This is a genomic window from Clostridium sp. BSD9I1, from assembly GCF_900185645.1.
In the GTDB taxonomy this organism is placed as follows: Bacteria; Bacillota; Clostridia; order Clostridiales; family Clostridiaceae; genus Clostridium_AK.
The window spans coordinates 817274-839923 of the sequence record NZ_FYAM01000023.1 but is presented as its reverse complement, the minus strand read 5'-3'; the positions used below and the strand labels follow the sequence as shown (position 1 = coordinate 839923).

Annotated in this window: 20 protein-coding genes; 14 read left to right on the top strand and 6 right to left on the bottom strand. The window is 31.9% G+C overall.

Annotated features, from left to right (window positions below):
- The first annotated feature begins 69 nt into the window (after positions 1 to 69).
- From BSD9I1_RS11670 to BSD9I1_RS11645, 6 genes are all read left to right on the top strand, one after another.
- The gene (locus tag BSD9I1_RS11670) at positions 70 to 1641 is read left to right on the top strand and encodes an ABC transporter substrate-binding protein (RefSeq protein WP_186430456.1); all 1572 of its coding nucleotides are present in this window, start codon (positions 70 to 72) and stop codon (positions 1639 to 1641) included.
- An 80-nt stretch (positions 1642 to 1721) separates the two neighbouring features.
- Positions 1722 to 2675 (top strand): ABC transporter permease, encoded by a 954-nt coding sequence (locus BSD9I1_RS11665; protein ID WP_186430455.1) that lies wholly within the window; start codon positions 1722 to 1724, stop codon positions 2673 to 2675.
- A 5-nt stretch (positions 2676 to 2680) separates the two neighbouring features.
- Positions 2681 to 3532: an ABC transporter permease gene (locus tag BSD9I1_RS11660; protein ID WP_186430454.1), complete on the top strand. Its 852-nt coding sequence runs from the start codon at positions 2681 to 2683 to the stop codon at positions 3530 to 3532.
- Positions 3533 to 3536: 4 nt separating this feature from the next.
- A complete protein-coding gene (locus BSD9I1_RS11655) occupies positions 3537 to 4508 on the top strand; it encodes an ABC transporter ATP-binding protein (RefSeq protein ID WP_186430453.1) in 972 nt (323 codons plus the stop codon).
- A 42-nt stretch (positions 4509 to 4550) separates the two neighbouring features.
- Positions 4551 to 5531, top strand: a complete 981-nt coding sequence (locus BSD9I1_RS11650) for an ABC transporter ATP-binding protein (RefSeq protein WP_186430452.1) — start codon at positions 4551 to 4553, stop codon at positions 5529 to 5531.
- 141 nt (positions 5532 to 5672) lie between these two features.
- The gene (locus BSD9I1_RS11645) at positions 5673 to 6482 is read left to right on the top strand and encodes an alpha/beta fold hydrolase (protein ID WP_186430451.1); all 810 of its coding nucleotides are present in this window, start codon (positions 5673 to 5675) and stop codon (positions 6480 to 6482) included.
- A 54-nt stretch (positions 6483 to 6536) separates the two neighbouring features.
- On the opposite strand, the gene BSD9I1_RS11640 is transcribed toward BSD9I1_RS11645, so the two are convergent.
- A complete protein-coding gene (locus BSD9I1_RS11640; protein WP_242966465.1) occupies positions 6537 to 7421 on the bottom strand; it encodes an N-acetylmuramoyl-L-alanine amidase in 885 nt (294 codons plus the stop codon).
- Positions 7422 to 7603: 182 nt separating this feature from the next.
- Here BSD9I1_RS11640 and BSD9I1_RS11635 point away from each other — a divergent pair, with 182 nt between their 5' ends.
- Both BSD9I1_RS11635 and BSD9I1_RS11630 read left to right on the top strand, forming a co-directional pair.
- On the top strand, positions 7604 to 7960 hold the full coding sequence (locus BSD9I1_RS11635; RefSeq protein ID WP_186430450.1) for a type II toxin-antitoxin system MqsR family toxin: 357 nt from the start codon (positions 7604 to 7606) through the stop codon (positions 7958 to 7960).
- A 16-nt stretch (positions 7961 to 7976) separates the two neighbouring features.
- Entirely contained in the window at positions 7977 to 8447 is a 471-nt protein-coding gene (locus BSD9I1_RS11630; protein ID WP_186430449.1) for a type II toxin-antitoxin system MqsA family antitoxin, read from the top strand.
- A 74-nt stretch (positions 8448 to 8521) separates the two neighbouring features.
- Here BSD9I1_RS11630 and BSD9I1_RS11625 read toward each other — a convergent pair whose 3' ends face one another.
- A complete protein-coding gene (locus BSD9I1_RS11625) occupies positions 8522 to 9379 on the bottom strand; it encodes a TerC/Alx family metal homeostasis membrane protein (protein WP_186430771.1) in 858 nt (285 codons plus the stop codon).
- 199 nt (positions 9380 to 9578) lie between these two features.
- The gene (locus BSD9I1_RS11620; protein ID WP_186430448.1) at positions 9579 to 10226 is read right to left on the bottom strand and encodes a flavodoxin family protein; all 648 of its coding nucleotides are present in this window, start codon (positions 10224 to 10226) and stop codon (positions 9579 to 9581) included.
- A 190-nt stretch (positions 10227 to 10416) separates the two neighbouring features.
- On the opposite strand from BSD9I1_RS11620, the gene BSD9I1_RS11615 reads away from it, so the two are divergent.
- Positions 10417 to 12057, top strand: a complete 1641-nt coding sequence (locus BSD9I1_RS11615) for a cell wall-binding repeat-containing protein (RefSeq protein WP_186430447.1) — start codon at positions 10417 to 10419, stop codon at positions 12055 to 12057.
- Positions 12058 to 12182: 125 nt separating this feature from the next.
- Here the strand turns inward: BSD9I1_RS11615 and BSD9I1_RS11610 are convergent, their stop codons facing one another.
- The gene (locus BSD9I1_RS11610; protein WP_186430446.1) at positions 12183 to 12362 is read right to left on the bottom strand and encodes a hypothetical protein; all 180 of its coding nucleotides are present in this window, start codon (positions 12360 to 12362) and stop codon (positions 12183 to 12185) included.
- 139 nt (positions 12363 to 12501) lie between these two features.
- Here BSD9I1_RS11610 and BSD9I1_RS11605 point away from each other — a divergent pair, with 139 nt between their 5' ends.
- The gene (locus BSD9I1_RS11605; RefSeq protein WP_186430445.1) at positions 12502 to 13218 is read left to right on the top strand and encodes a DUF434 domain-containing protein; all 717 of its coding nucleotides are present in this window, start codon (positions 12502 to 12504) and stop codon (positions 13216 to 13218) included.
- A gap of 280 nt (positions 13219 to 13498) precedes the next feature.
- Entirely contained in the window at positions 13499 to 14623 is a 1125-nt protein-coding gene (locus BSD9I1_RS11600; protein ID WP_186430444.1) for a radical SAM protein, read from the top strand.
- A 109-nt stretch (positions 14624 to 14732) separates the two neighbouring features.
- Here BSD9I1_RS11600 and BSD9I1_RS11595 read toward each other — a convergent pair whose 3' ends face one another.
- Complete coding sequence (locus BSD9I1_RS11595; protein ID WP_186430443.1) at positions 14733 to 16976, bottom strand: UvrD-helicase domain-containing protein; 2244 nt, start codon at positions 16974 to 16976, stop codon at positions 14733 to 14735.
- Between the two features lie 414 nt (positions 16977 to 17390).
- Between BSD9I1_RS11595 and BSD9I1_RS11590 the strand changes: the two genes are divergently transcribed.
- The 3 genes from BSD9I1_RS11590 (at position 17391) to BSD9I1_RS11580 (ending at position 20611) form a co-directional block, all read left to right on the top strand.
- On the top strand, positions 17391 to 19568 hold the full coding sequence (locus BSD9I1_RS11590; protein WP_186430442.1) for a type IA DNA topoisomerase: 2178 nt from the start codon (positions 17391 to 17393) through the stop codon (positions 19566 to 19568).
- 162 nt (positions 19569 to 19730) lie between these two features.
- On the top strand, positions 19731 to 20288 hold the full coding sequence (locus BSD9I1_RS11585) for an NADPH-dependent FMN reductase (protein WP_186430441.1): 558 nt from the start codon (positions 19731 to 19733) through the stop codon (positions 20286 to 20288).
- Positions 20289 to 20398: 110 nt separating this feature from the next.
- Positions 20399 to 20611 (top strand): hypothetical protein, encoded by a 213-nt coding sequence (locus BSD9I1_RS11580; RefSeq protein ID WP_186430440.1) that lies wholly within the window; start codon positions 20399 to 20401, stop codon positions 20609 to 20611.
- A 90-nt stretch (positions 20612 to 20701) separates the two neighbouring features.
- Here BSD9I1_RS11580 and BSD9I1_RS11575 read toward each other — a convergent pair whose 3' ends face one another.
- The gene (locus tag BSD9I1_RS11575; RefSeq protein WP_186430439.1) at positions 20702 to 22606 is read right to left on the bottom strand and encodes a sensor histidine kinase; all 1905 of its coding nucleotides are present in this window, start codon (positions 22604 to 22606) and stop codon (positions 20702 to 20704) included.
- Positions 22607 to 22650 lie beyond the last annotated feature (44 nt).

Here is a 22650-nt window from a genome sequence, read left to right as displayed (position 1 = left end):
GGAGTTTGAGGAATAAAAATTTCAATAATTCTTAAATAACTAATTATATATTATAAAGGAGAATTAACAATGAAATTTAAAAAGTTATCAAAAATTTTAATTGCAGTAATGGCTGTGGCAGTATTAGTAAGTGCTTGTGGAAAATCCAAAAACACTACTACTGATGCAGCTCCAGCTAAATCAGATACATTTATATATGGTATTGATGGAGATCCTGGTAATTCTGTAAATGTAATAACAACAAGTGATCGTTATGGACTGATGGAAATAAAGGCTTTATATTCACCGTTATATATGTATAATGCAGACAAAATTAATTATTTCCTTGCAGAAAGCATGACGCAATCAGAAGATAAATTAACTTATACTGCAAAACTTAGAAAAGATGTCAAATGGAGTGATGGAACTAAATTCACTGCAGATGATGTAGTATTCACATACAATGAAATGTTAAAAGAAAAAAATGCTGGTTGGGCTTATAGCCAATTAATATTTAATGGAAAACCAGTAAAAGTTTCAAAAGTTGATGATTATACAGTTAACTTTACACTTCCAGAAATTAGTGCGCCTGGAATTGAACTTTTAGCAAATATATTCATAATGCCTAAGCATATATATGAAGGAGAAACTAATTTCGAAAATAGTGAAAAGAATGCAAAACCAGTAGGTACTGGACCATATAAATTAGAAGAATATAAGGCAGGCCAATATGTGAAATTTGTTAGTAATGACGATTACTTCTTAGGAAAAGCAAAGATCAAAAATGTTATTTTTAGAGTAGTACCAGATGCTAATACTGCTAAACTTTCTTTACAAAAGGGAGAAATAAATGCATTATCTGTTCAATCAAGTGATTTAAAAGACTTAATAAAAAATGACACTTTAACTCCTTACAAATATGATGAGGGTAGAGTAGCATACTTAGTACTTAATTCTAACTCTAACAAACTTAAGGACGCAAACGTAAGACAAGCAATATTTTATGCATTAAACAGAACAGATTTGATTAATGCTGCTTTTGGATCAGAGGAATATGCTAAGAAAGCTTACTCATTCCTTCCAAATGAAAATAAGTTTCACTCAGATGATGTTGAAAAATATGAGTTTAACCAAGCAAAATCTAAGGAACTTTTAGCAAAGGCAGGGGTTTCAGGACTTAAAATTAAACTTGGATACCCTGGAAGCAATGTACCTTACAAAAAAGAAGCAGCTATAATTCAACAAAATCTTAAAGCTGTGGGAATAGACGTTGAACTTGCTGCTGGTGAAGATGCTGCAATAAGTGCACAAATGAGAAATGAAAAAAGTAATTATGATATGTTCCTTGGTGGATACATTATGGGTATAGATCCTGATACATTTAATTCATTATTTGCATCTGACAGCCAATATAATTACAGTCATTTCAAAGATAAAGAAATTGATGATTTATTTAATGCTGGAAGAGTTGGAACAAATGAAGCAAAGAGAAAAGAGATATATAACGCGATTCAGAAGAAGATTCAAGCTAATGCATACTTCTATCCAATTCTTGAAAATAAGAGAATTGTAGTTATGAGTTCTAAACTAGCTGGGGTAGATGAAGCTCAATTAGTGCCAGTATATACTTTTGAAGATATGTCTAAGCTTTATTTTAAATAAGAGCAATTTATTTTAATACATGGGGAATAAAGAGATTTATTTCCCATGTATAATTTATTAATTAAGGAAGTGAGAAAAGAGTGGCAAAATATATATTCAAAAGAATTCTTCAAGCTATACCGCTGCTTTTAATAATTTCTATAGCATGCTTTACATTAATTCAGTTAGCCCCATACAATGCCGTTGATGCAATGACGACTCCAAGGATGCCCCAAGCCACAGTTGATATTATAAAGGCTAAGTATGGATTTGATAAACCTGTATATGTGCAGTATTTTTTATGGCTTAAAGGCATACTAAGTGGTAATTTTGGATACTCAATAGTTACCCATGAGAGTATTTCTAATGATTTAGCTGCAAGGTTACCAGCAACCATTGTATTGGTATTACCAGCATATTTAATTGCACTTGTAATTTCAATAATCCTTGGATTAACAGCAGGAGCAAATAAGAATAAATTAGTTGATAAAATAATAGATGGATTTTGTTCAATAGGTATAGCTATACCTAGTTTTTGGTTTGCAATGATTATGATATTTATATTTGGATATAAATTTGCCATTTTGCCAATATTAGGAATAGGCACTATAGGGGTAGATGAATCATTTTCAGATTTTTTACTTCATTTTATAATGCCATGTACTGTTTTGGTTGTTGCATACTTACCAGAGCTTATAAGATATGTAAGGTCATCAACAATAGGACAAGTTTCCGAAGGATATGTAATGGTGCAAAATGCCTTTGGGGCAAGCAAGAAAGAGATATTGTTTAAACATGTGTGTAAAAATGTACTTTTACCTATCATAACAAAAATTGGAATGGCATTACCTATGTTAGTTACAGGAGCAATGATAACAGAAACTGTATTTGGATGGCCGGGAGTTGGACCATATTTTGTAAAGGCTGTTCAAGGGTTAGACTATCCTGTTATTATGGCAATTTTAATATTATCATCATCTTTAGTTATAATCGGAAATTTATTGTCAGATATACTATACTGTCTAATTGACCCTAGAATAAAGGAAATGGAGTAAGGCATATGAAAAATAGAAGAGTAAAGAATGTTAAAGAAGAGCTAAAAGGTAATAAAAGTGCTTTATTTTCAGTGGCCTTTTTAATTTTTATAATAATTATTTCAGCATTTGCTTTTTTAATACCTATAAATCCAGATGCCGTAGATACATTAAATATTTTACAACCTCCTAGTTTAGCTCATTTATTTGGTACAGATGAATTAGGCAGAGATTATTTAACAAGAACCATATATGGAGGAAGAGTGTCTCTTATAGTTGGAGTTCTTGCTATGATTATATCTACCAGCATAGGAATAGGAGTGGGTACTATAAGTGGGTATTTTGGAGGTAAAATAGATAATATTCTTATGAGATTTGTTGATATAATATCATCTATTCCATGGATGATACTTATAACTGTAGTTAGTATATTTTTGAAACCAGGACTTCAGGCCATAATCATAGTAATAGGATTATTTTCTTGGATGGAAACTGCCAGATTAGTTCGTGCAGAAACTCTTTCAATAAAGGAAAGAGAATATGTGCTTTATGCAATTTCCATTGGGCAATCATCTAAAAGTATAATATTTAAACATATTATTCCAAGTGTATTTCCTACTATTATAATAGCTTCTACATCAAGTATTGCTAACGCTATAATGACAGAGTCCTCACTAAGTTTTTTAGGCCTTGGAATTCAGCAGCCAATGTCTTCTTGGGGAAATTTACTTCAAAATGCTCAAACAAATTTGCAAAGTGCTCCATACATGGCTATTTTACCAGGAGTATTAATAATACTAACAATATATTCATTCAATAAATTAGGCAATGTTTTAAGAGTATTTGTTGAACCTAAGATTGCAGGAGGTGAAAGATGATATTATGGCTAAAGAAACACTTCTTAAAGTTAATAACATTAGAACTACATTTTACAGTAAAGATAAAAAGATAGAAGCTGTAAGAGGGGCAAATTTTCAGGTTGAAACCGGTGATATTCTTGGAATTGTGGGAGAATCTGGTAGTGGTAAAAGTGTTCTTATGAAGTCAGTAATGAACATACTGCCAGAAAATGCAAAGATAGATTCAGGAGAAGTTTACTTTGAGGGAAAAGATATTGCCAAGTTATCCCCTAAAGAAATTCAAAAAATTAAGGGTAAGGAAATAGCTATGATTTTCCAAGACCCTATGACAGCATTAAATCCATTGAAAAAAATTGGAGATCACATTGTAGAAATATTAATTAGGCACAAAGGTATTAATAAGAAAGAAGCAAAGAAAGTGGCAATGGACCTTCTGCATGATGTAGGTATACCTATGCCAGAAAAAAGAATAAATCAATATCCACATGAATTTAGCGGTGGAATGAGACAAAGAGTATTAATTGCAATGGCTCTTGCATGTAGTCCTAAGCTTTTAATTGCAGATGAGCCTACAACGGCCCTTGATGTTACAATTCAAGCGCAGATATTAGAGCTTTTAAAATCCCTTAAAGAAGATAATAACATGTCTATTATTCTTATAACACATGATCTTGGAGTAGTAGCCAGTTTATGTAATAGAATAGAAGTTATGTATGGTGGATTAATAATGGAAGAGGGACTTACAGAAGAGATATTTTATGAAACCAAGCACCCATATACAAAGGCATTATTAAACTCTATACCAAAAATTCAAGGGGATGAAAAGGTAAGACTTCAGCCAATAAATGGTTCAGCACCATCCCTTTTAAATCCTCCTAAGGGATGCCCATTTGCAGAACGATGCGAATTTGCAAATTCAAAATGTTTTAGTGAAATGCCCGAATATAAAAGTTTTAGTAAAACTCATAAGGCCATGTGTTTCTTAGCAGAATAGAAAATATTATGCAATTTAAGTTGTTAGGCGGGAGGAAAAACAGTGAATAATTCGGATGATATATTAATACAAGTAAGAAATTTAAAAAAATATTTTTCAGTAAAAAGCCAGTTTCTAGGAGGAGAAAAAAAGTTTATAAAAGCTGTGGATGGTGTTTCCTTTGAAATAAAAAAAGGAGAGACCTTTGGATTAGTTGGAGAGTCCGGATGCGGTAAATCCACCCTTGGAAGATCTATAACCAGGCTTTATGATATAACAGAGGGAGATATATTTTTTGAAGGTACTAATATTGCTAAATTTAATAAGAAACAGATGAAAGAGTATAATAAAAGGATGCAAATTATCTTTCAAGATCCATATTCATCATTAAATCCTAATATGAATGTTGAGGAATTAATTAATGAACCTTTAGCACTGCATACCACTCTTACAAAGAAAGAGAGACTAGAGAAAACAGAACACTTGCTTGAAATAGTTGGACTTAAGAAAGCTGATATGGAAAAATTCCCACATGAATTCAGTGGTGGACAATGCCAAAGAATAGGGATTGCAAGAGCAATATCAACGGAACCTGATTTTGTATTATGTGACGAACCAATTTCAGCATTAGATGTGTCAATACAAGCCCAAGTTGTAAATATGTTAGAAGACTTGCAAGATCAAATGGGTTTAACATATCTTTTTGTAGCTCATGATTTATCAATGGTAAGACATATTTCAGATAGAATTGGGGTAATGTATTTAGGTAATATTGTAGAGATATCTAAGAGCAATGATTTGTATAAGAATCCACTTCATCCATATACAAAGGCTCTTTTATCAGCTATACCTATAGCTGACCCTAGGAAGGCACAAGCATCTGTAAGGAAGATTATTGAAGGAGATATACCGAGCCCTATGGATATTCCTTCGGGCTGCAGGTTTCACACTAGATGCCCATATGCAATGCCAAAATGCAAAGAAATTTCACCTGAAATGAAGGAAGTAGAAAGTGGACATTCTGTAGCATGCCATTTATTTTAAGGACAAGTTCTTAAATACTGTTCTTAAAATACAGCAAGATTTAAAAGATGATTTTACACTAGGTGGCAAAGAACTAAATTATTCACAATTTTATACTTGTAAGAATAACTTATTAGCATAGTTCTTTATTGGAGGATATGAATGGGATACTATGTTAATGTAGAACCAAATGTTAAAGTTTATGTGGAGGATCTTAATCCAAAGGGAGATAAGACAATTGTATTTTTGCACGGCTGGCCTGGAAGTCATGAGTTGTTTGAATATCAATTTGATCAGCTTCCAAGGATGGGATATAGGTGTATCGGGATAGATACTAGAGGATTTGGAAAGTCAGATAAGCCTTATGAAGGTTACGACTATAATAGATTAGCAGATGACGTTAGATGTGTAGTTGATGCATTAAAGCTGCATGATTTTACTTTAGCAGGGCATTCAACTGGTGGGGCTATAGCTATTAGATACATGGCTCGCCACAAAGGGCATGGAGTATCTAAGCTTGCTCTTTTTGCAGCAGCAGCTCCTAGTCTTATTAAACGTCCAAATTTCCCATATGGTTTAGAAAAGGAAGAGGTTATTAAAATTATTCAGGGAACATACACTGACCGCCCTAAAATGCTGAGAGATTTTGGAGATATATTTTTCTTTCAGTATATAAGTGAATCATTTTCTCATTGGTTTTTTAACCTGGGCTTACAAGCAGCGGGATGGGCAACTGCATCCGTTGCTAAGACATGGATAGCTGAGGTATTATTTGACGATTTAAGAAAAATAAAGGTTCCAACCTTAATTATTCACGGCATTCATGATAAGGTTGTTCCATTTACATTAGGTAAGGTACAAGAACAGTGCATAAAAAATTCAAAGCTTATACCCTTTAAGTTCAGTGGCCATGCTTCATTTTATGATGAAAAAGATAGGTTTAATGAGGAACTGATGAAGTTTATTGATTAGTGCCATCCACGTGGCAAGTGGCAAGTTGAGCAGCAATAAAAGGAGCAGAATCAGCTAAGATTCTGCTTCTAAAAGGGCTTTTTGGATACCTTTGAAGAGTCCTTCAGCTATTTGATTTTGATAACTATCAGAGGATAACAGCTTGTCCTCGTCAGGGTTAGACAAAAACCCCATTTCAATGAGAATTACTGGTACCTTAGACCAGTTAAAGCCTGTAAGATCCGTTCGAGTTATAATTCCTTTGCTCTTCATTCCAACTTGATTTACTAAGGTGTTAAAAATAATTTCTCCATATTTTTTACTAATACCAGATATATCCTTTGAATAACCAATACTGCCAGGTACTAGCATGGATGCTCCTTTAGCGGATGGGCTAGTAAAGGAATCGGCATGGATTCTTATAACTAAGTCTGCATTATTTTTATTTCCTACCTCAGCTCTAGCTATATTTCCTATAGTTTGATTATTTGATGTTCTAGTCATTATTACCTTATATCCAGCTTTGCTTAGATAGTTTTTAAGCTTTACAGCTACATTTAAATTTACAACATATTCTGGAGTTCCAGTAGATACTCCAGTAGCCCCTGCAACGTCCTTCTCTTTCATAACTGTCGAACCTGGAGCAATAGGCTCTTTCTCTGATGTAGCTTTTCCTCCGTGGCCTGCATCAATAACTATAACTTTACTTTCTTTACTCACTTCATTTTTCTTTATATCCTTTAAAGCTTTCGCATCAACGATATCTTTCTTTTGAGTATCGCTATTTATTTGTTTATTAGAATTAGCGTTTGTATTATCTTTTAACTTAGATTCTTTATTCTGTATGCTTGAAGTAATTACAGAGGCAGTGCTCTTCTTTAAAATATTATTAGTGCAGCCGCTTAAATTTACCATCATAACAGCAGACATTATTAAAGGAACTATGTATTTTTTAATCATTTCCTCACCCCAAAGGTATTGTAACATGAATTGTTAGGTTTTTACAAATCAGCTATACGTTCTAAGGCTTAGAAAGAACTTTAATATAAAAGTGTTATGCATGATAGCACTTTGTTGAATTTGCCCATAATATAAAATATACTGATTATATATCAGATTATTTCAGGGAAGGACTGATTTGAATGGGGGTTCAATCAACTATACCAGAAGTAAATAACTTCCTTGAGGAGGTTAAATCTCTTGTGAAATCTGGGGATTATGATTTTGTTCCTAGACCTAAGAATAACTTAACGAGTCTTGGTATAAATTTAAAAATTGCTTTAGATATTATATTAAATTTAACATATAAGAACTATTTTAACGGACCAGAGCAGGATAATAACCCTAATTTTATAGGGTTTATATGGGAGTTTGGTGTAGATGAAGAAAAGTATCAAATATACATTAAATTAAAGATTAAAGACACCAGTAGGGGAGAATTGCTTTGCATTATGGGATTTCACAGAGCAGATTCCCCAATTGAATATTCATACAAATAGGAAAGGGGTGTTAATCTTGCAAAAGGAATTATATTGTTATAATTGTGATAAGTACAACACTGTGGATATAATAAAAAGAAATGAAATATATGTAGTTAAGGGTGAGCCTATAGAAATAGAAGTACAGATATGTATTTGTGAAGGCTGCGGTGAAGAATTATTTGATAAGGAATTGGATGAATTAAATATTGAAAGAGCCTTTGATATATATAGAAAAAAACATGAATTATTATCTCCTGAGGAAATTAAAGCTATCAGGGAGAGCTATGGTTTAAGTCAAGGAGCTTTTTCCAAGCTCTTAAATTGGGGAGGAGTTACTTTAAATCGATATGAAATGGGGGCTGTCCAAGATAAGGACCACAACAATACTCTTATACTTCTTAGGAATCCAGAGAATATGCTAAATATCTTAGAAAAGAACAGCGGTATTTTAACGCCTTTAAAAGAAAAGACATTAAGAGAGAAGATAACTCAGCTTTTAAAATAGTGCCACCCACATGGCAAGTGGCAAGTTGAATAAGATAAAAAGAGCAGGATCATCTAGGATTCTGCTTTTAACTATTAGGCTTTATAATCGTGGGCGGTGTATTTTTTTCCTGTAATTATCTTTGATATAACGGAAACTAAAATGCTAGTGAGTAGTATTATAGCAATTACTATTATGGAAAATGCAATGTCTATTTCTATATTGAACATTAATATAGAAAGTTTTACACCTGTAAATACCAATATTAACGCTACTCCATATTCTACGTATTTGAAGGTATCATTTACTTTTACAAGCAGGAAGTAAAGACTTCTTAATCCCAGTATTGCAAAAATATTTGATGTATAGACAATAAAGGCATCTGTGGTTATAGAGAATATTGCAGGGATGGAGTCTATAGCAAATAAAATATCTGTGCCTTCAACAATTACAAGTATTACAAACAGAGGGGTAGCATGAAGCACATTATTTATTTTTACAAAGAATTTCTCGCCCACAAGATTATCAGTTACAGGAATTATTTTTTTTAGAAGTTTCACCAGCCCGTTGTTTCTAAAGTCATGACTTTCTTCTTCATGTTTAAACATCATTTTAAGGCCGCTCATAATTAGTGTGATTCCAAATATATATAGTATCCAGTGGAATTTACTAACTACTGTAACTCCTAAGATTACAAAAATTAAGCGCAGGACTATTGCGCCCATTATCCCATAATTTAATACCCTTCTTTGATTCCTTGTACTTATTCCAAAATTTTTAAAAACAAGAATAAACAAAAATAAATTATCCAGGCTTAAAATTTGTTCAATAACATAGCCTCCTAAAAATTCTAAAGCCTTTTGCTGACCAAATATAAGATAAATTCCTAAGTTAAAACATAAAGCTAGACAAATCCAAAATAGTACCCATTTAAATGCTTGTTTTGTATCTATATTAAATTCCTCCCTTCAATTCTTTTCTTTAGTAATGAAGGATGATTTGATATACATAGTGCGCACCTACATTAATAAAATTACTTAATTACTACATAGATATTTTTATGTTCGATTATTATTTTTTATGATAAAAAAGAAAAGTGCCACTCACGTGGCAAGTGGCAAGTTAAAAAAATTGCTTAAACAAGCATAAGTACTACGTTCTTTTAATTAGTTTAGCTCCCATATCAAAGGCCTTTTGGCAGTCTATTGGGAACAATTCACTTCGGCTTTTAGCTTTTTCTTCTGCATTAAACATTGTTGAAACGTATTTGGAATAATCATTGAATTGGAGGGTATCTGCAGCTATTAATGACTCAGAAGAACCAAAAAAGCGCTGAAATAAATCTTCATACTTTTTAAATTTTTCTTCATATCCTACTTCCTTTATAAAATCCTCTGGCACATTCATAGTGTAAATAAAGGCTGTAGAAATTTTTTTCGGTGTTAAAATAGTTCTTTCCTTATCGTATACTAAGTATTGAAAAAATAATCTTTCAACGAAGGATCTCATTTCTCCAGTTACTTCGCCAAAGTATATAGGAGAGCCTAAAACAAGAGCATCTGCCTTTTCTATTTTTTCGAAAACTAGTGCTAAATCATCCTTTACAGCACATTTTCCATAGCCTTTACCATTGATTCTTTTGCAAGCAAAGCAGCTTATACATCCCTTAAACTCTAAATCATATAGATGGATAATTTCTGTTTCTGCTCCCTGGGATGCAGCTCCTTCTAAAGCCTTATTTATAAGAATATCTGTGTTCCAATTTTTCCTAGGACTCCCGTTAATTCCAAGTATCTTCATATCTTTTTCTCCTTTCATCCTTTAAGGCAATAATTACATTAAACTTTTATAATAATTTAATTAAGTTTTAAATTCTATATTTAAATAGTATATCACAAAGGGGGGATGAAGATGCGCCTGTAGAGTAGGGAAGAACTATTAACACAAATCTTCAGTATATGGTAAAATATAACTTGAAAGGGGTGTTACTGTGATTAAAAAGTTTTTTAGACTCTTACTAATTTTTACAGTGTTAGCTTTACTGCCATTTTCCTCAATTACAGCCTTTGCAGCGGATACTACGCACACAATTAATAGATTTTCAGGAGCTGATAGATATGTTACTTCTGGGGTAATTGCATTAAGTGGGTGGACTCAATCAAGCTATGCAGTTCTAGCCAGTGGAGAAAACTTCCCTGATGCTATAAGTGCTGCACCATTGGCTAAAAAATATGATGCACCAATACTTTTATCTAAAACTAATTCCATACCTGAGGAAACATTAGATGCAATTCAGAAACTAAAAGTCAAAAATATTATTATCATAGGTGGAACAGGAAGTATTTCGTCAAAGGTTGAAAAACAATTGACTACTTCTGGGTTAGCAGTAACAAGAATATTTGGTCAAGATAGGTATGAAACATGCATAAAGATAGCTGAACAACTGGGCGATACTGATGAAATTGCAGTGGTTACGGGGGAGAACTTTCCCGATGCTTTATCGATATCACCGATAGCTATAAAAAAGAATATGCCTATTATATTAGTTAATCATAATAAAATTCCAAGTGTAGTAAAGAACTATATTAACAGTCACAAATTGACCACAACCTATGTTATTGGTTCAGGAACTTCATTAGATAACGAAGTGCTTAAAGGACTATCTAATACAGAATTAATAACAGGAAGTGACAAGTATGAAATAAATTTTAACATCATAGATAAATTTAAAAGTGATTTAGATTTGAGCGCTACATATGTGGCCTCAGGTGAGAATTTTCCTGATGCTCTAAGTGGTTCTATTCTGGCAGGTAAAGACTCTAATCCATTACTTTTAGTTGGGAAGGATTCAAGTTCCCAAAAAGATTATTTTAATAGCAATGCTGCAAATATATCAAATATTAATATATTAGGTGGCACAGGAGTAATTTCAGATGAAATTATTAATAAGCTTATTGGCAAGCATACATCGTCCATAGTAGATAAAATTTTGTTTTCTTCGACTAATTTAACCCAAACTGGAGCTAATACTGCCAATTTTCAATACAAGGTATTAGATAGAAATGGTATAGATATTACTAAAACAATTCCAGTATCAGAGATAGATGTAGTAGCATCTGTAAGTTCGTCAATAACTCTAAATCCATTGACAGGAGTAGGTACAATAACACTGAAGTCATCTTCTGATGCTGATAAACCAATTATTATTACACTAATAGATAATGTAACTGGTATAGCTGGGACAATGGAGTATTCTCCCCTTGATCCTGGAGGAAAAGATGAAAGTGGAAGTACAAAAATCAGTAAAATCAAGATAACTTCAACTGCATTAGCTGTAGATGCTCCGGGTAAGGATGGGACCCCAGGGAATGGGCATGCCAGATTTAAAGTAATTGATCAATATGGCAATGATATAACAGATTCGTCCCTTAGTAATAACATAAGATTCACATGTAGCTGTGGTACAGTTTTAGCAAGGAATGGTTTGATTACAGTAGTGCCAAGTAAAGGAGTTGATTTATTGAAACTTAAGACAGTGTCAATATCAGCTATTGATCCAGCTAATGGAGATTTCACAAGCGAGACGCTAATCGTTGTAGAAAACTCAGAAATATGGGAAGTAAATTACTAATATTATAACTTTAATTATATTGATATTAAGGATGAATATTTTACTAGAATACCGTATTATTCAAAAAGTGAATTATACGGTATTTTTGCATCGTTTTCATAAATATATCTATTCCTTGCATTATTTTACGGACCATCGCTATTAAAAATGTTCCAGATAAAGTCCCTAACTGCAATCATAGCTTCTTTATATCCTTTATTATATATTTTTGTTTCATAATTATCATTATTAAGAGGCTTATCTGCTTCCGTTTCAATAAACTGTAATATCTGAAGTAACTTTTCAAACAGGTTTCTTAAAGTCATATATATCTCCCCCAATAATTACAATATGCAGTATTGGAAATTGAATTGCGTTCTATTCTATAATTTTATTTACCTATTGAAGAATAATATAAATAGATTTTGATGTAGAGAGTAAAAAACTTATACAAAGGAGAATATTATGACTCAAGTAGTAAAGCGAGGATATGTTGAAAGGGATAAAATAGAGTTTAATGATAAAAATTTAAAGTTGTTAAAACAAGCCCAGCAGGATATTTGCTTTTTATTAGACAGGGGATATGAAATTAATAAAGTAATTGATTTTATAGGAAATCATTTTTTGTTTTCTGCAAGACAAAGATTAACCTTAAAAAGGGTTTTATCTTCTTCTTTAGATATTAAAAGAAGAAAAGAACATCAGTTGAAAGGGAGCTATGAAAACGCTGCAATACATATTGATGGATTAAACTTAATTATTACACTAGAAGTAGCCCTATCTGGATCTACGATTCTTCATTGCATGGACGGTACAATAAGGGATTTAGCTGGTCTTCGTGGTACTTATAAGCTAATTGATAAAACAGATGCTGCTATTGAGCTTATTGGTAAAAGGCTAAAGGAAGTGAATATAGGAAAGGCAATCTTTTATTTAGATTCCCCAGTTTCAAACACTGGAAGATTAAAAGCAAGGATATTAGAAATTCTTTCAAAGTATGATTTTGATGTGGAGGTTATTCTTGTGCCAAATGCAGATTTTATCTTGAAGAGTTTGGATAATGTAGTGACTAGTGATGGTATTATATTAAATACTTGTGGGAGTTGGATTAATCTAGCATACGAAATTATAAAAGAATATTTACCTAATGTACATTACATAGACCTTAGCTTTTTATATTAACTGCGGATGCATATGTGCCTAGTGCTCAATATGATCAAACATGTCAACAATGTAGCAAATGTCGACATGTTTTTATTTACATTGTTATACATATGTGCTAAAATTTAGGATTGTGTTAAAGAATAATGTTGAAAATTGAACTCTTTATCTACATACAAAACAATACAATTGATATATAATTAAATAGGTTCGCGTATGTCTTTTGAAGAAGAATATGTGAAAAGCACAGAGGAAGATTTGAATTGAGTCTTCAGGAAGATTAATTAGAGGAGGACATGTTATGAAAATTTCAAAGAAAGATGCGTTGATGTGGTTTGAATTCTTTGCAATGTTGCCAGAGGATGAGGAACCAATGACAAAACAACAAGAAATCATTTACGCTACCTTTGCACAAATTGAGGCAGCGATTGATCATAGAAATGATATGTTAATGTCGGAAATTACAAGTTTGAAAACTTTGGGGAACAGAACTCTTTTTGTGGGAAATGAAAGCAAATTCCCTAAGGGATGTTGTTCTTGTTTGATGGGAACTGGTTTAAGTGCAATTAGAAAAACAAATAAATGTAACATAGAGTGTAAGTTCTGCTATAACTATGGAGAACTAGATAATATTGCTCCAGTTGGCGAAGGTATGTGGGAAATTGGAGGTACAAAATTCTATGACAAGGATATTGATTTACTTCTTTCCATCTACAAGAAACCAACGGGTATTTCCTACGTTTATTTAGAGCCATTCATGGAAATTGAAAAATACTATTCAATAATAAAGAAATTTAGGGATGCTGAAATTCATCAACATCTATATACAAATGGTATGTTAGCAACGGAAGAAACATTGAAGGCATTAGCTGAAGCTGGTCTTGACGAGATACGCTTTAACCTGGGTGCTTCCAATTGTTCAGATAAAGTTATTGAAAACATTGGAATAGCAAAAAAATATATTAAAAATGTAGGTATTGAAACTCCAATGACTCCTGAGTTTTTCGAAACCTTTTTTAAGAAAAAACAAGCGATTTTAGATACGAAACTGGATTTTATCAATTGTGCAGAATTACATTTAAATGAAAATAACATAGATAATTATTATGGTGAAAACATGTATATTTCCAGACATGGATATATATCTCCGATTTGGAGTAGGGAATTAACTCTTAAATTCATGAAAATAGCTGATGAAGAAAAGTGGGATTTAGCAGTTCATGATTGCTCAAACAATACAAAATTTGCTAGAGATTTAAATTTGAGTAGCAAAGAGGGTAAGTGGTTTGGAGCTAGTAATTATGCCTCAGAGTTTACTAGAACTCCATACGAAGCGTTTTTACCAATACTACGTGATGACAATTTTAAATTTTTAAGTGAAGAAGAATTACCTGAGGGGTATAAAGCAGGAGAAATGATTTTTTAGAAGGTACCAAATTTTGGGAGGCAGACTCCCTGGGCTAAAATGGAAAATAAAAAATAGTGCATGAATAAAAACAGCTCTCTAAACCTATAGGGAGCTGTTTGTTTTTAGATTAATCCTTAATAAAATTACTTTTTTCTCCTGTATGATATAAAGTTAATCCGTGAAGAGCCCTTGTGCAGGCTATATAAAGAAGTCTTTTATCAAAATCGCTCTTATAATTTTTATTTGAAACATCGTATACTAGTACAACGTCAAATTCTAAGCCCTTTGCTAAATATGACGGAACAACTAATACAGAGTCGTTCTTTTTCATATCATTATCTTCTAGTAAGGTTGCATCAATGTATTTACTTAATCTGTTTTTTACATCCAGAGCTTCCTTTGAGCTTTTACATATAACTGCAATGGACTTATAGTTTAAATCAAAGTATTTAGTAACGTCCTTACAAATAGCGGTATCTAATTCGTTTGTATCTTTTACAAATTTAATTTCTGGAGCGGCTTCATGCCTTTGAAAGGACACTGCCTCCTGGGTGGTACTTAAAAGTCTTTGGTTAAAGGTATTGATTTCAAAGGAAGACCTATAACTTTTATTTAAGCTAAGTTTTACAGTTTTTTTCTTTTTAAGTATTTGCGCTATGCAATCATATATAGTTTTATTTCCGTATTTCTCAAGAGTTTGATTATAATCCCCAAGTACTGTATATCGTGCATTTTTAAACAATAAATTAAATAAATAGTAGTGTATTGGGTAGTAATCCTGTGCTTCGTCTATAACAACTTGCTTTATTTCACCAAATTCTTCATTGCCCTGAATACTTAGTTTTAAATATAAAATTGCAGCAGCATCTTCATAGGATATAGCTTCATTATTTAAGTTGCCTTTAGTGTATTTCAGTATTTTATCTATGTTTTCTGGCAGGGTTATACCTTTAGAAAGCCTTAGAAATAAATTCTTATCTTTAAATAATAGCTTATATAAGTTTAAATGATCAATTTTTGTGAAAGTGTGAATATACTCCATAAGTTTAGCGGCTTCTTTAATGCATAAAAGTCTGCTAAAGGATTTAATTTCAAGTATATGATCTTCAGTTACTCTTTCGACAACTTCTTCAACCATTTCAAGTCTTTCTTTTCTTAATGGGTGAATTTTATCAAGTATCATATTTTCTATTCTCTTAAGGCGTTTTGCTGCTGGCATGTTTATTTTATTATTTAAAAAAATACTCTTTATCTGCTGGCCGGTTTGGATTATTTTTCCGTTGAAGTAAACATCCTTAAAAGGGATTAGCTTTCTTTCTAAATATATTAGTAAATTATCAAGAATTTTTATAAATTCAGGAGAACCCTTAAATTTAATGCTGTTAAGTTTTGTTTTGAAATCATCACTGCTACAGCTTTGCAAAGTCAATAAAAGTTCCATTTGCTTTTCCCGTGTCTCTAATACATAATTTTTATCAAAGGAATTTACTATAATGTTATCAAAGGTTATTTGCTCCACATTGTCTTCTCCAAGCTCAGGGAGTACATCTGAGATATAACTGCTAAAAAATGAATTAGGGGAAACTATTATAACGTTATTTGTATTTAGCTTAGAGCTTAATCCTTCATAAAGTAAAAATGCAATTCTGTGAAGAGCTATGGAGGTCTTGCCGCTTCCTGCAGCACCTTGAACAATTAAAAGCTCATTTTCCGTATCTCTTATGATAATATCTTGTTCCTTTTGAATCGTTTGAACTATGGTTTTCATTTTATCAGAAGCATTTTGACTTAATACTTCCTGGAGCATTTCATCATTTATCTTAATACTGCTGTCAAAAAAGTACTTTAGTTTTGAATCTTTGATTTTATATTGTCTCTTTAATAAGATATTACCGCTCACAATTCCAGCAGGAGATTTATAAAAGCATTTACCTAATTCGCTGCGATAATATATGCTTGAAATTGGTGCACGCCAGTCGTATACTAAAATATCACTGGTTTCATTGTCTATTAGACTGGACAACCCTACATAAATTTTTTCAGTATCATCAAAGTCGTCTTCAATAAAATCAAATCTTCCAAAGTAAGGGGAGTTAAGCAATTTATTTAGTTTTTTTATTTGATTTTCTGTACTAATATAATCTCTAGCTTTGATTCTGGATTCATTAAGAAAGTGATTCCTTTCAGGTACTTCATCAAAGTTCTCTGATGAATGAGATACTTCTTCCCACATCTCTCTTCCAGTAGCTATAACGCTGCTTAGTTTTGAATTTAACAATTCTTTTTCCTCTTGTAAATTTTCTTTGATTAAAGATAAAGTTTTTTCAAGGTACTCTAATTCTTCATGTTGATTTTCATTGAAAGTATTCAAATCATCACGCTCCTATAATTTTTTATAAAATTTATTGACATTATTAAAAGCTTTGTGATATAATAATAGTGTAATTTAGAAAAGTATGATATACTTGTTATAATTGTGTGCGAAATTTAATTATATAATAAATACATAGATTTGTAAAGAATATTCAATATAGCTGTTGATAAAATTATTTTATCAACAGCTTTTTTATAAAAGTGCCACCCACGTGGCAAGTGGCAAGTTTGAATAAGGCAGAAATAATGATAAAATATATAGAGTAAAAAGTATTTCTAGTTTTCTACCCTGGTGTTTTTATGGCACTGGGGTTGTTTCAACTTAATAAATAGTTGTACGATAATGTAGTATATAATATAATTAGTACTCTAGTAATTAAGCATGAATTAAATGAAATAGGAGATGTATTTATTGAAAAAAATAATTATTGCAGAAAAACCATCTGTTGCAAAGAATATAGCTGATGCCCTTGGCGTTAAGGTAAGAGGGAATGGATATTTTGAAGGCAATGATTACATTATTACATGGGCTTTTGGTCATTTGCTGCAGTTATTTGATGCAAAAGACTATGATGAAAATATGAGAGCTTGGAGACTTGAAAGGTTTCCCTTTATTCCAGAAAAATTTCAGTATAAAGTCAAATGTGATAATGTAAATAGAAACTCTGTGGATAAGGGTGCCGAAAAGCAGCTTAATATAATAAAAAGTTTAATAGATAGACCCGATGTGGATGGAATCATTTCTGCCACAGATTTTGATAGAGAAGGACAGGTTATTGGAGACGAATTATTCTTATATTTTAATGAGAAAAAGCCTGTATTTAGAATGCTGTTAAACGAGTGGACTGCGGAAGAAGTGAAAAAAGGTATTTCGAGTCTAAAGCCTAACGAGCAAATGAAATCCCTTCAAGATGCAGGTATTGGAAGGCAGTGGGCCGATTGGATAATAGGAATAAATTTAACTTCTGTAGCAACATTAAGATATAACTTTAATGACAAGAAGACATTAAACATAGGAAGGGTTTTACTGCCAACATTAAAGATTATCTATGATAGAGACAAGGAAATAGAAACCTTTCAATCATCCACTTATTATAAATTAGTAGCAAATTTCAAAACAAAAGATAATGAGGAATTTGAAGGAGTTTATTATGAAAATGACAATGAAAAATTTGATGATAAAGAAACTCCAGAAAATATAGTTAAGCTTTTAGAGGATAAAGACGCAGAAATTATAGAAAAACAAGTAGATAAGAAAAAAGATTACCCGCCGCTATTATTTAATTTATCAAATTTGCAAGGATATGTTACAAGTAAGTATAAGGGGTGGACCTCTGACAAGGTGTTAAAGGTTGCACAATCCCTTTATGAAAAGAAATTTATTACATATCCAAGAACAGGCAGTGTTGCACTAGAAGAAAGTTTAAAAGATAAGACTAAAAAAGTTTTAGATACATTAAAAAAAGGGTTGGCATATGAAGATCAAATTAAATTTGTTGATAATAAGAGAATATTTGATAATTCAAAGGTGGAAAGCCATAGTGCTATAGTTCCAACCTACATGAAGCCAACAGGACTAAACGGTGATGAAGCTATTGTATACACTGCAATTAAAAATAGATTTATAATGCAATTCTTACCGGTGGCTGAGTATGAGGAAACTAAACTTGTGTCTAAGGTAAATGAGGCTGCTGTTAAGGGGGTATTTGTATCAAAGGGAAAGGTACAGACGATTTTGGGATGGCGTGTTGTTGAGAAAATGGACAGCAAGGATACTATTCTGCCAATGGTATTAGAAAAGGAAATCGTGTATGTAGTAGATAGTAAAGTAAATGCTGTTACTAAAAAGCCCCCTAAGCTCCATACTGAAAAGACACTTTTAAGGATTATGGAGACCTGCGGTAAGAATTTTAAAGATGAAGAAGATGAACAGGATAAGGAAGATACAGAAGAAATGATGACCTCCATTTTGAGCGGCTTTTCAATTGGAACTCCTGCCACCAGAGCAGAGACCATTAAAAAATTGAAAGATGTGGGTTACATTAAAGCAAAGGGCAAAAGCCTTACATGCACAGATCTTGGAAAAACCATAGTTGAAATATTTCCATGTAAACAGCTATTGGATTTAGAGTATACGGGAAGACTAGAAAAAACATTATCTGATATAGAAAAGGGTAAGTTTAAAAAAGAAGACTTTTTAAATATGATTAAGGAATTTACTATAACAGCAGTAAATTCTATAAAAAATGATACATCTGTGCTAAGCACTTTTAAGATTGAGTTACCTGAAGGTATGGAGAGCATCGGCAAGTGCCCTACCTGTGGAAATGACATAGTAGAAGGGGAAAAAAGCTTCGGATGTACTAATTGGAAAAATGGTTGTAAGTTTACAATTTGGAAGAATGATAAATATATTCAATCCTTTGGCAAGAAGGTTTCAAGGGTAATGGTTGAACTGCTGCTTAAAAACGGCAAAGTTGGCTTTAGAAATCTAAGAAGTAAAAAGGGAACAACTTTTGCAGCTTATTTTAAATATGTGCTAAATGAAAGAACAGGATATTATAATTGGGAAATAGAATTTATAAAATAAACAGACTTTGGTGCCACCCACATGGCAAGTGGCAAGTTGAATAAGTAAATTATTCCCAAGTTCCTGGCCCTGATAGTGTAAAATTATGCTATAATTATAGGCATAAATAACTAATATTAATTAATAAATTAGAGTATGGTGGATGGTGAAAGGAGGAAGCAAATGAAAAATATCAATATAGTAGCAATTGTTGGGTCGTTAAGAAAGGATTCTCTCAATCTTCAGCTTGCAGAGGAGGTTAAAAAATACCTAAAAGATAAGGCTAACGTAGAAATAATAGATTATAGTGAGGTGCCTCTTTTAAATCAGGATATGGAATATCCTGCACCAGAAAAAGTTAAGGAAATTAGAGAAAAAATAAAAAAGGCAGATGGGATTTGGTTTTTTACACCAGAGTATAATCATTTTTTTCCTGGCGTATTGAAAAATCTAATTGATTGGCTTTCACGACCTGTTAGTAAAACAGAAGGCCAGGTTTTATCTAGAAAACCAGCTGCAATCAGCGGTATCACTCCAGGAATGTCTGGAACAGGAATTGCTCAGGATCATTTAGTTACTTTGCTGAGCCTTTTAAATATGAATATCATGAATGTGCCTCGTCTTACCATTCCCAATGCAATGCAGCAAGTAAATGAGAATGGAAAACTTGAATTGACTACAAGCTTAGCATTTCTAGAGAAACAAGCGGATGCATTTATTAATTTTATTAAAAACAAATAAGTGCCACCCACATGGCAAGTGGCAAGTTTTGCAAAAATATAGATAAATAATCGATATAAAATGTGCTCATAATATTATTGGAGTAAATCTAATAATAAGGGGTGATATTAATGTCACAAAAGAGTCATGTAGATATAGATAAGCTTAATAAAGTTCCAACTGGGCATCCTTTTGAATATAAAGATGTAGTTGAAGATGCCTTTCCTGTTGAAGAACACACAGCAGATGGAAAAAGATTTAAAGCAGAAGTTCAAAATGGAAAGTTTCAAGCGGTAGTCACTGAAGATGATCCAGATAATAGGGTTCAATATAAAAAACTATAAATCAATTAAGCTTATGTAGTAAAATATACCAAATTAAAAGAGGATAAACCTGAAAATTTATCCTCTCTACATATATTTATAAACATATAATTATTTTGAATCTTCATCTACATTAATAGAAAAGCAAAATACACTACCCTTACCAAGCTGAGATTTTGCATTAAGCTGCCCGCCATGAGCTTCTACTATAGACTTTGAGATAAAAAGCCCCAATCCATAGCCCTTTTGCTTTACGTTTGTCCCTCTGTAAAACATATTATAAATTTTTTGCATATCATCTTCACTTATACCCATTCCTTCATCTTCAACTTCAAACTTTACAATACTAGATTGTTTGGATATACGTATAATTACTGTTGAGCCAGCTTCAGAATATTTCACAGCATTGCTCACTAGGTTATTCCACACTCTTTTGATTTTTACTTTGTCAATGTTGAGTATTGCATCATCAATATCCATATAATCCTGTAAGGTCAGCCCTTTATTTTTAAGATATTCTCTAGCATCAGCAGCAAGTTCTAAAGCAAAACTTTTTAAATCAAGCCTTTCCTTATGCAGCGTTATATCCTTATTAGCCTCATAGGCAGAATCTAAAACATCATATATAATTGTTTCAATTTCTTCTGTTCTATTATATATTTCATCAATAAATTTTGCCTTTACAGCTTCATCTTTAGTAATTCCAGCTTTAAGTCCCATTGAATATCCCTTTATAACAGTTATTGAATTTTTTAACTCATGTGACAGAGTAGAAATAAACTTTCCTGTTCCACTTGAGATATCTTCGATGGTAAGCGCCAGCTGCTTTGATGAGTTTATTAGCTGGTCACTTTCATTTTCAAATCTTTTAAGTAAAATATAGAATATTTTCTTAGCATCTTTAAAGGATTTTTGAAATCGTCCTATTTCATCATAATTATTATCTTTTATTTCTACATAGGAGTTAGACTTATCGGCTTCTCTATAGCTGCTTTTTAGTATTTCAATGGATTCTGATATAGATTTACCTATAATTGAATTACTCTTTGAAATAATATTAAGATATTCAGTGGTAGCAACAATAGGAGCTGATATTTTATTGGTTACATATACGCCAATAAATATTGAAAATATTAGAGCAATAATACTTATTATAATAACGCTGTATAAGAATGACTTTGACTTATGATACATATCCTTTACAGGTAGAGAGGCGACCAAAATCCAATTTGTATTTTTCATGAGCTTAAATATTTGAAACTCTTTTTCTTTAGAAGTAACATTTACTGTTTGTTTTATTAAATTTACACTGCTTCCTTCAAAACTTTTATGATTGATATTAAAAGGGAATTCTTTTCCTATCAAATCTTTGTTTGGGTGAGATAAAACTAAATCATTAGAATCAATAATAGCGTAATATCCGTTTTTGTCTAAGGTAAGGTTTTCTGCAAGCTTTGAAAAATATTCAGCATAAATAGATGTTCCTGCATAGCCAAGAACTTCACCCTTTAAATTTAATATTGGAGATGCCGTATTTACAATAAGCTGACCATTTACCTTACCAACTAAAATATCACTTGTAACCACAGAGTTTGTCCTTGAGCTTTGGATGAAATAATCTCTGCTAGATAAATCTATATTAATAGCAGAGGGGATACAGGAAGCAATAATATGGCCACTCTTATCTAAAATAAAAAAATCCATATAATAATCATAGGTTTTATTTTTCTTATTCATTAAATTTAATAAATATTTATTTATGTCAGATAGGCCTACATTACCAGATAAAAATGCTTCCACCTTTTTATCAAGGGCAAGCTCATTTGTTTCAAGCTTGTTCATATTAACAAGTAAATCAATATTTTCTTGAACTCTGTCAAGCTGGGAAACCATGAGAGTTTCAGAGTCTTTATTAATTATGGATACAGATTTAAGATATAGGATTGTCCCAAGGGAAACCATTAAAATAACAATCATAGTACATATAATTAATGTAATTCTTGTTCTTAATTTCATAAAAACCCCCATAAAGCAAAATTAAAGTGCCTACATTGCAGAAT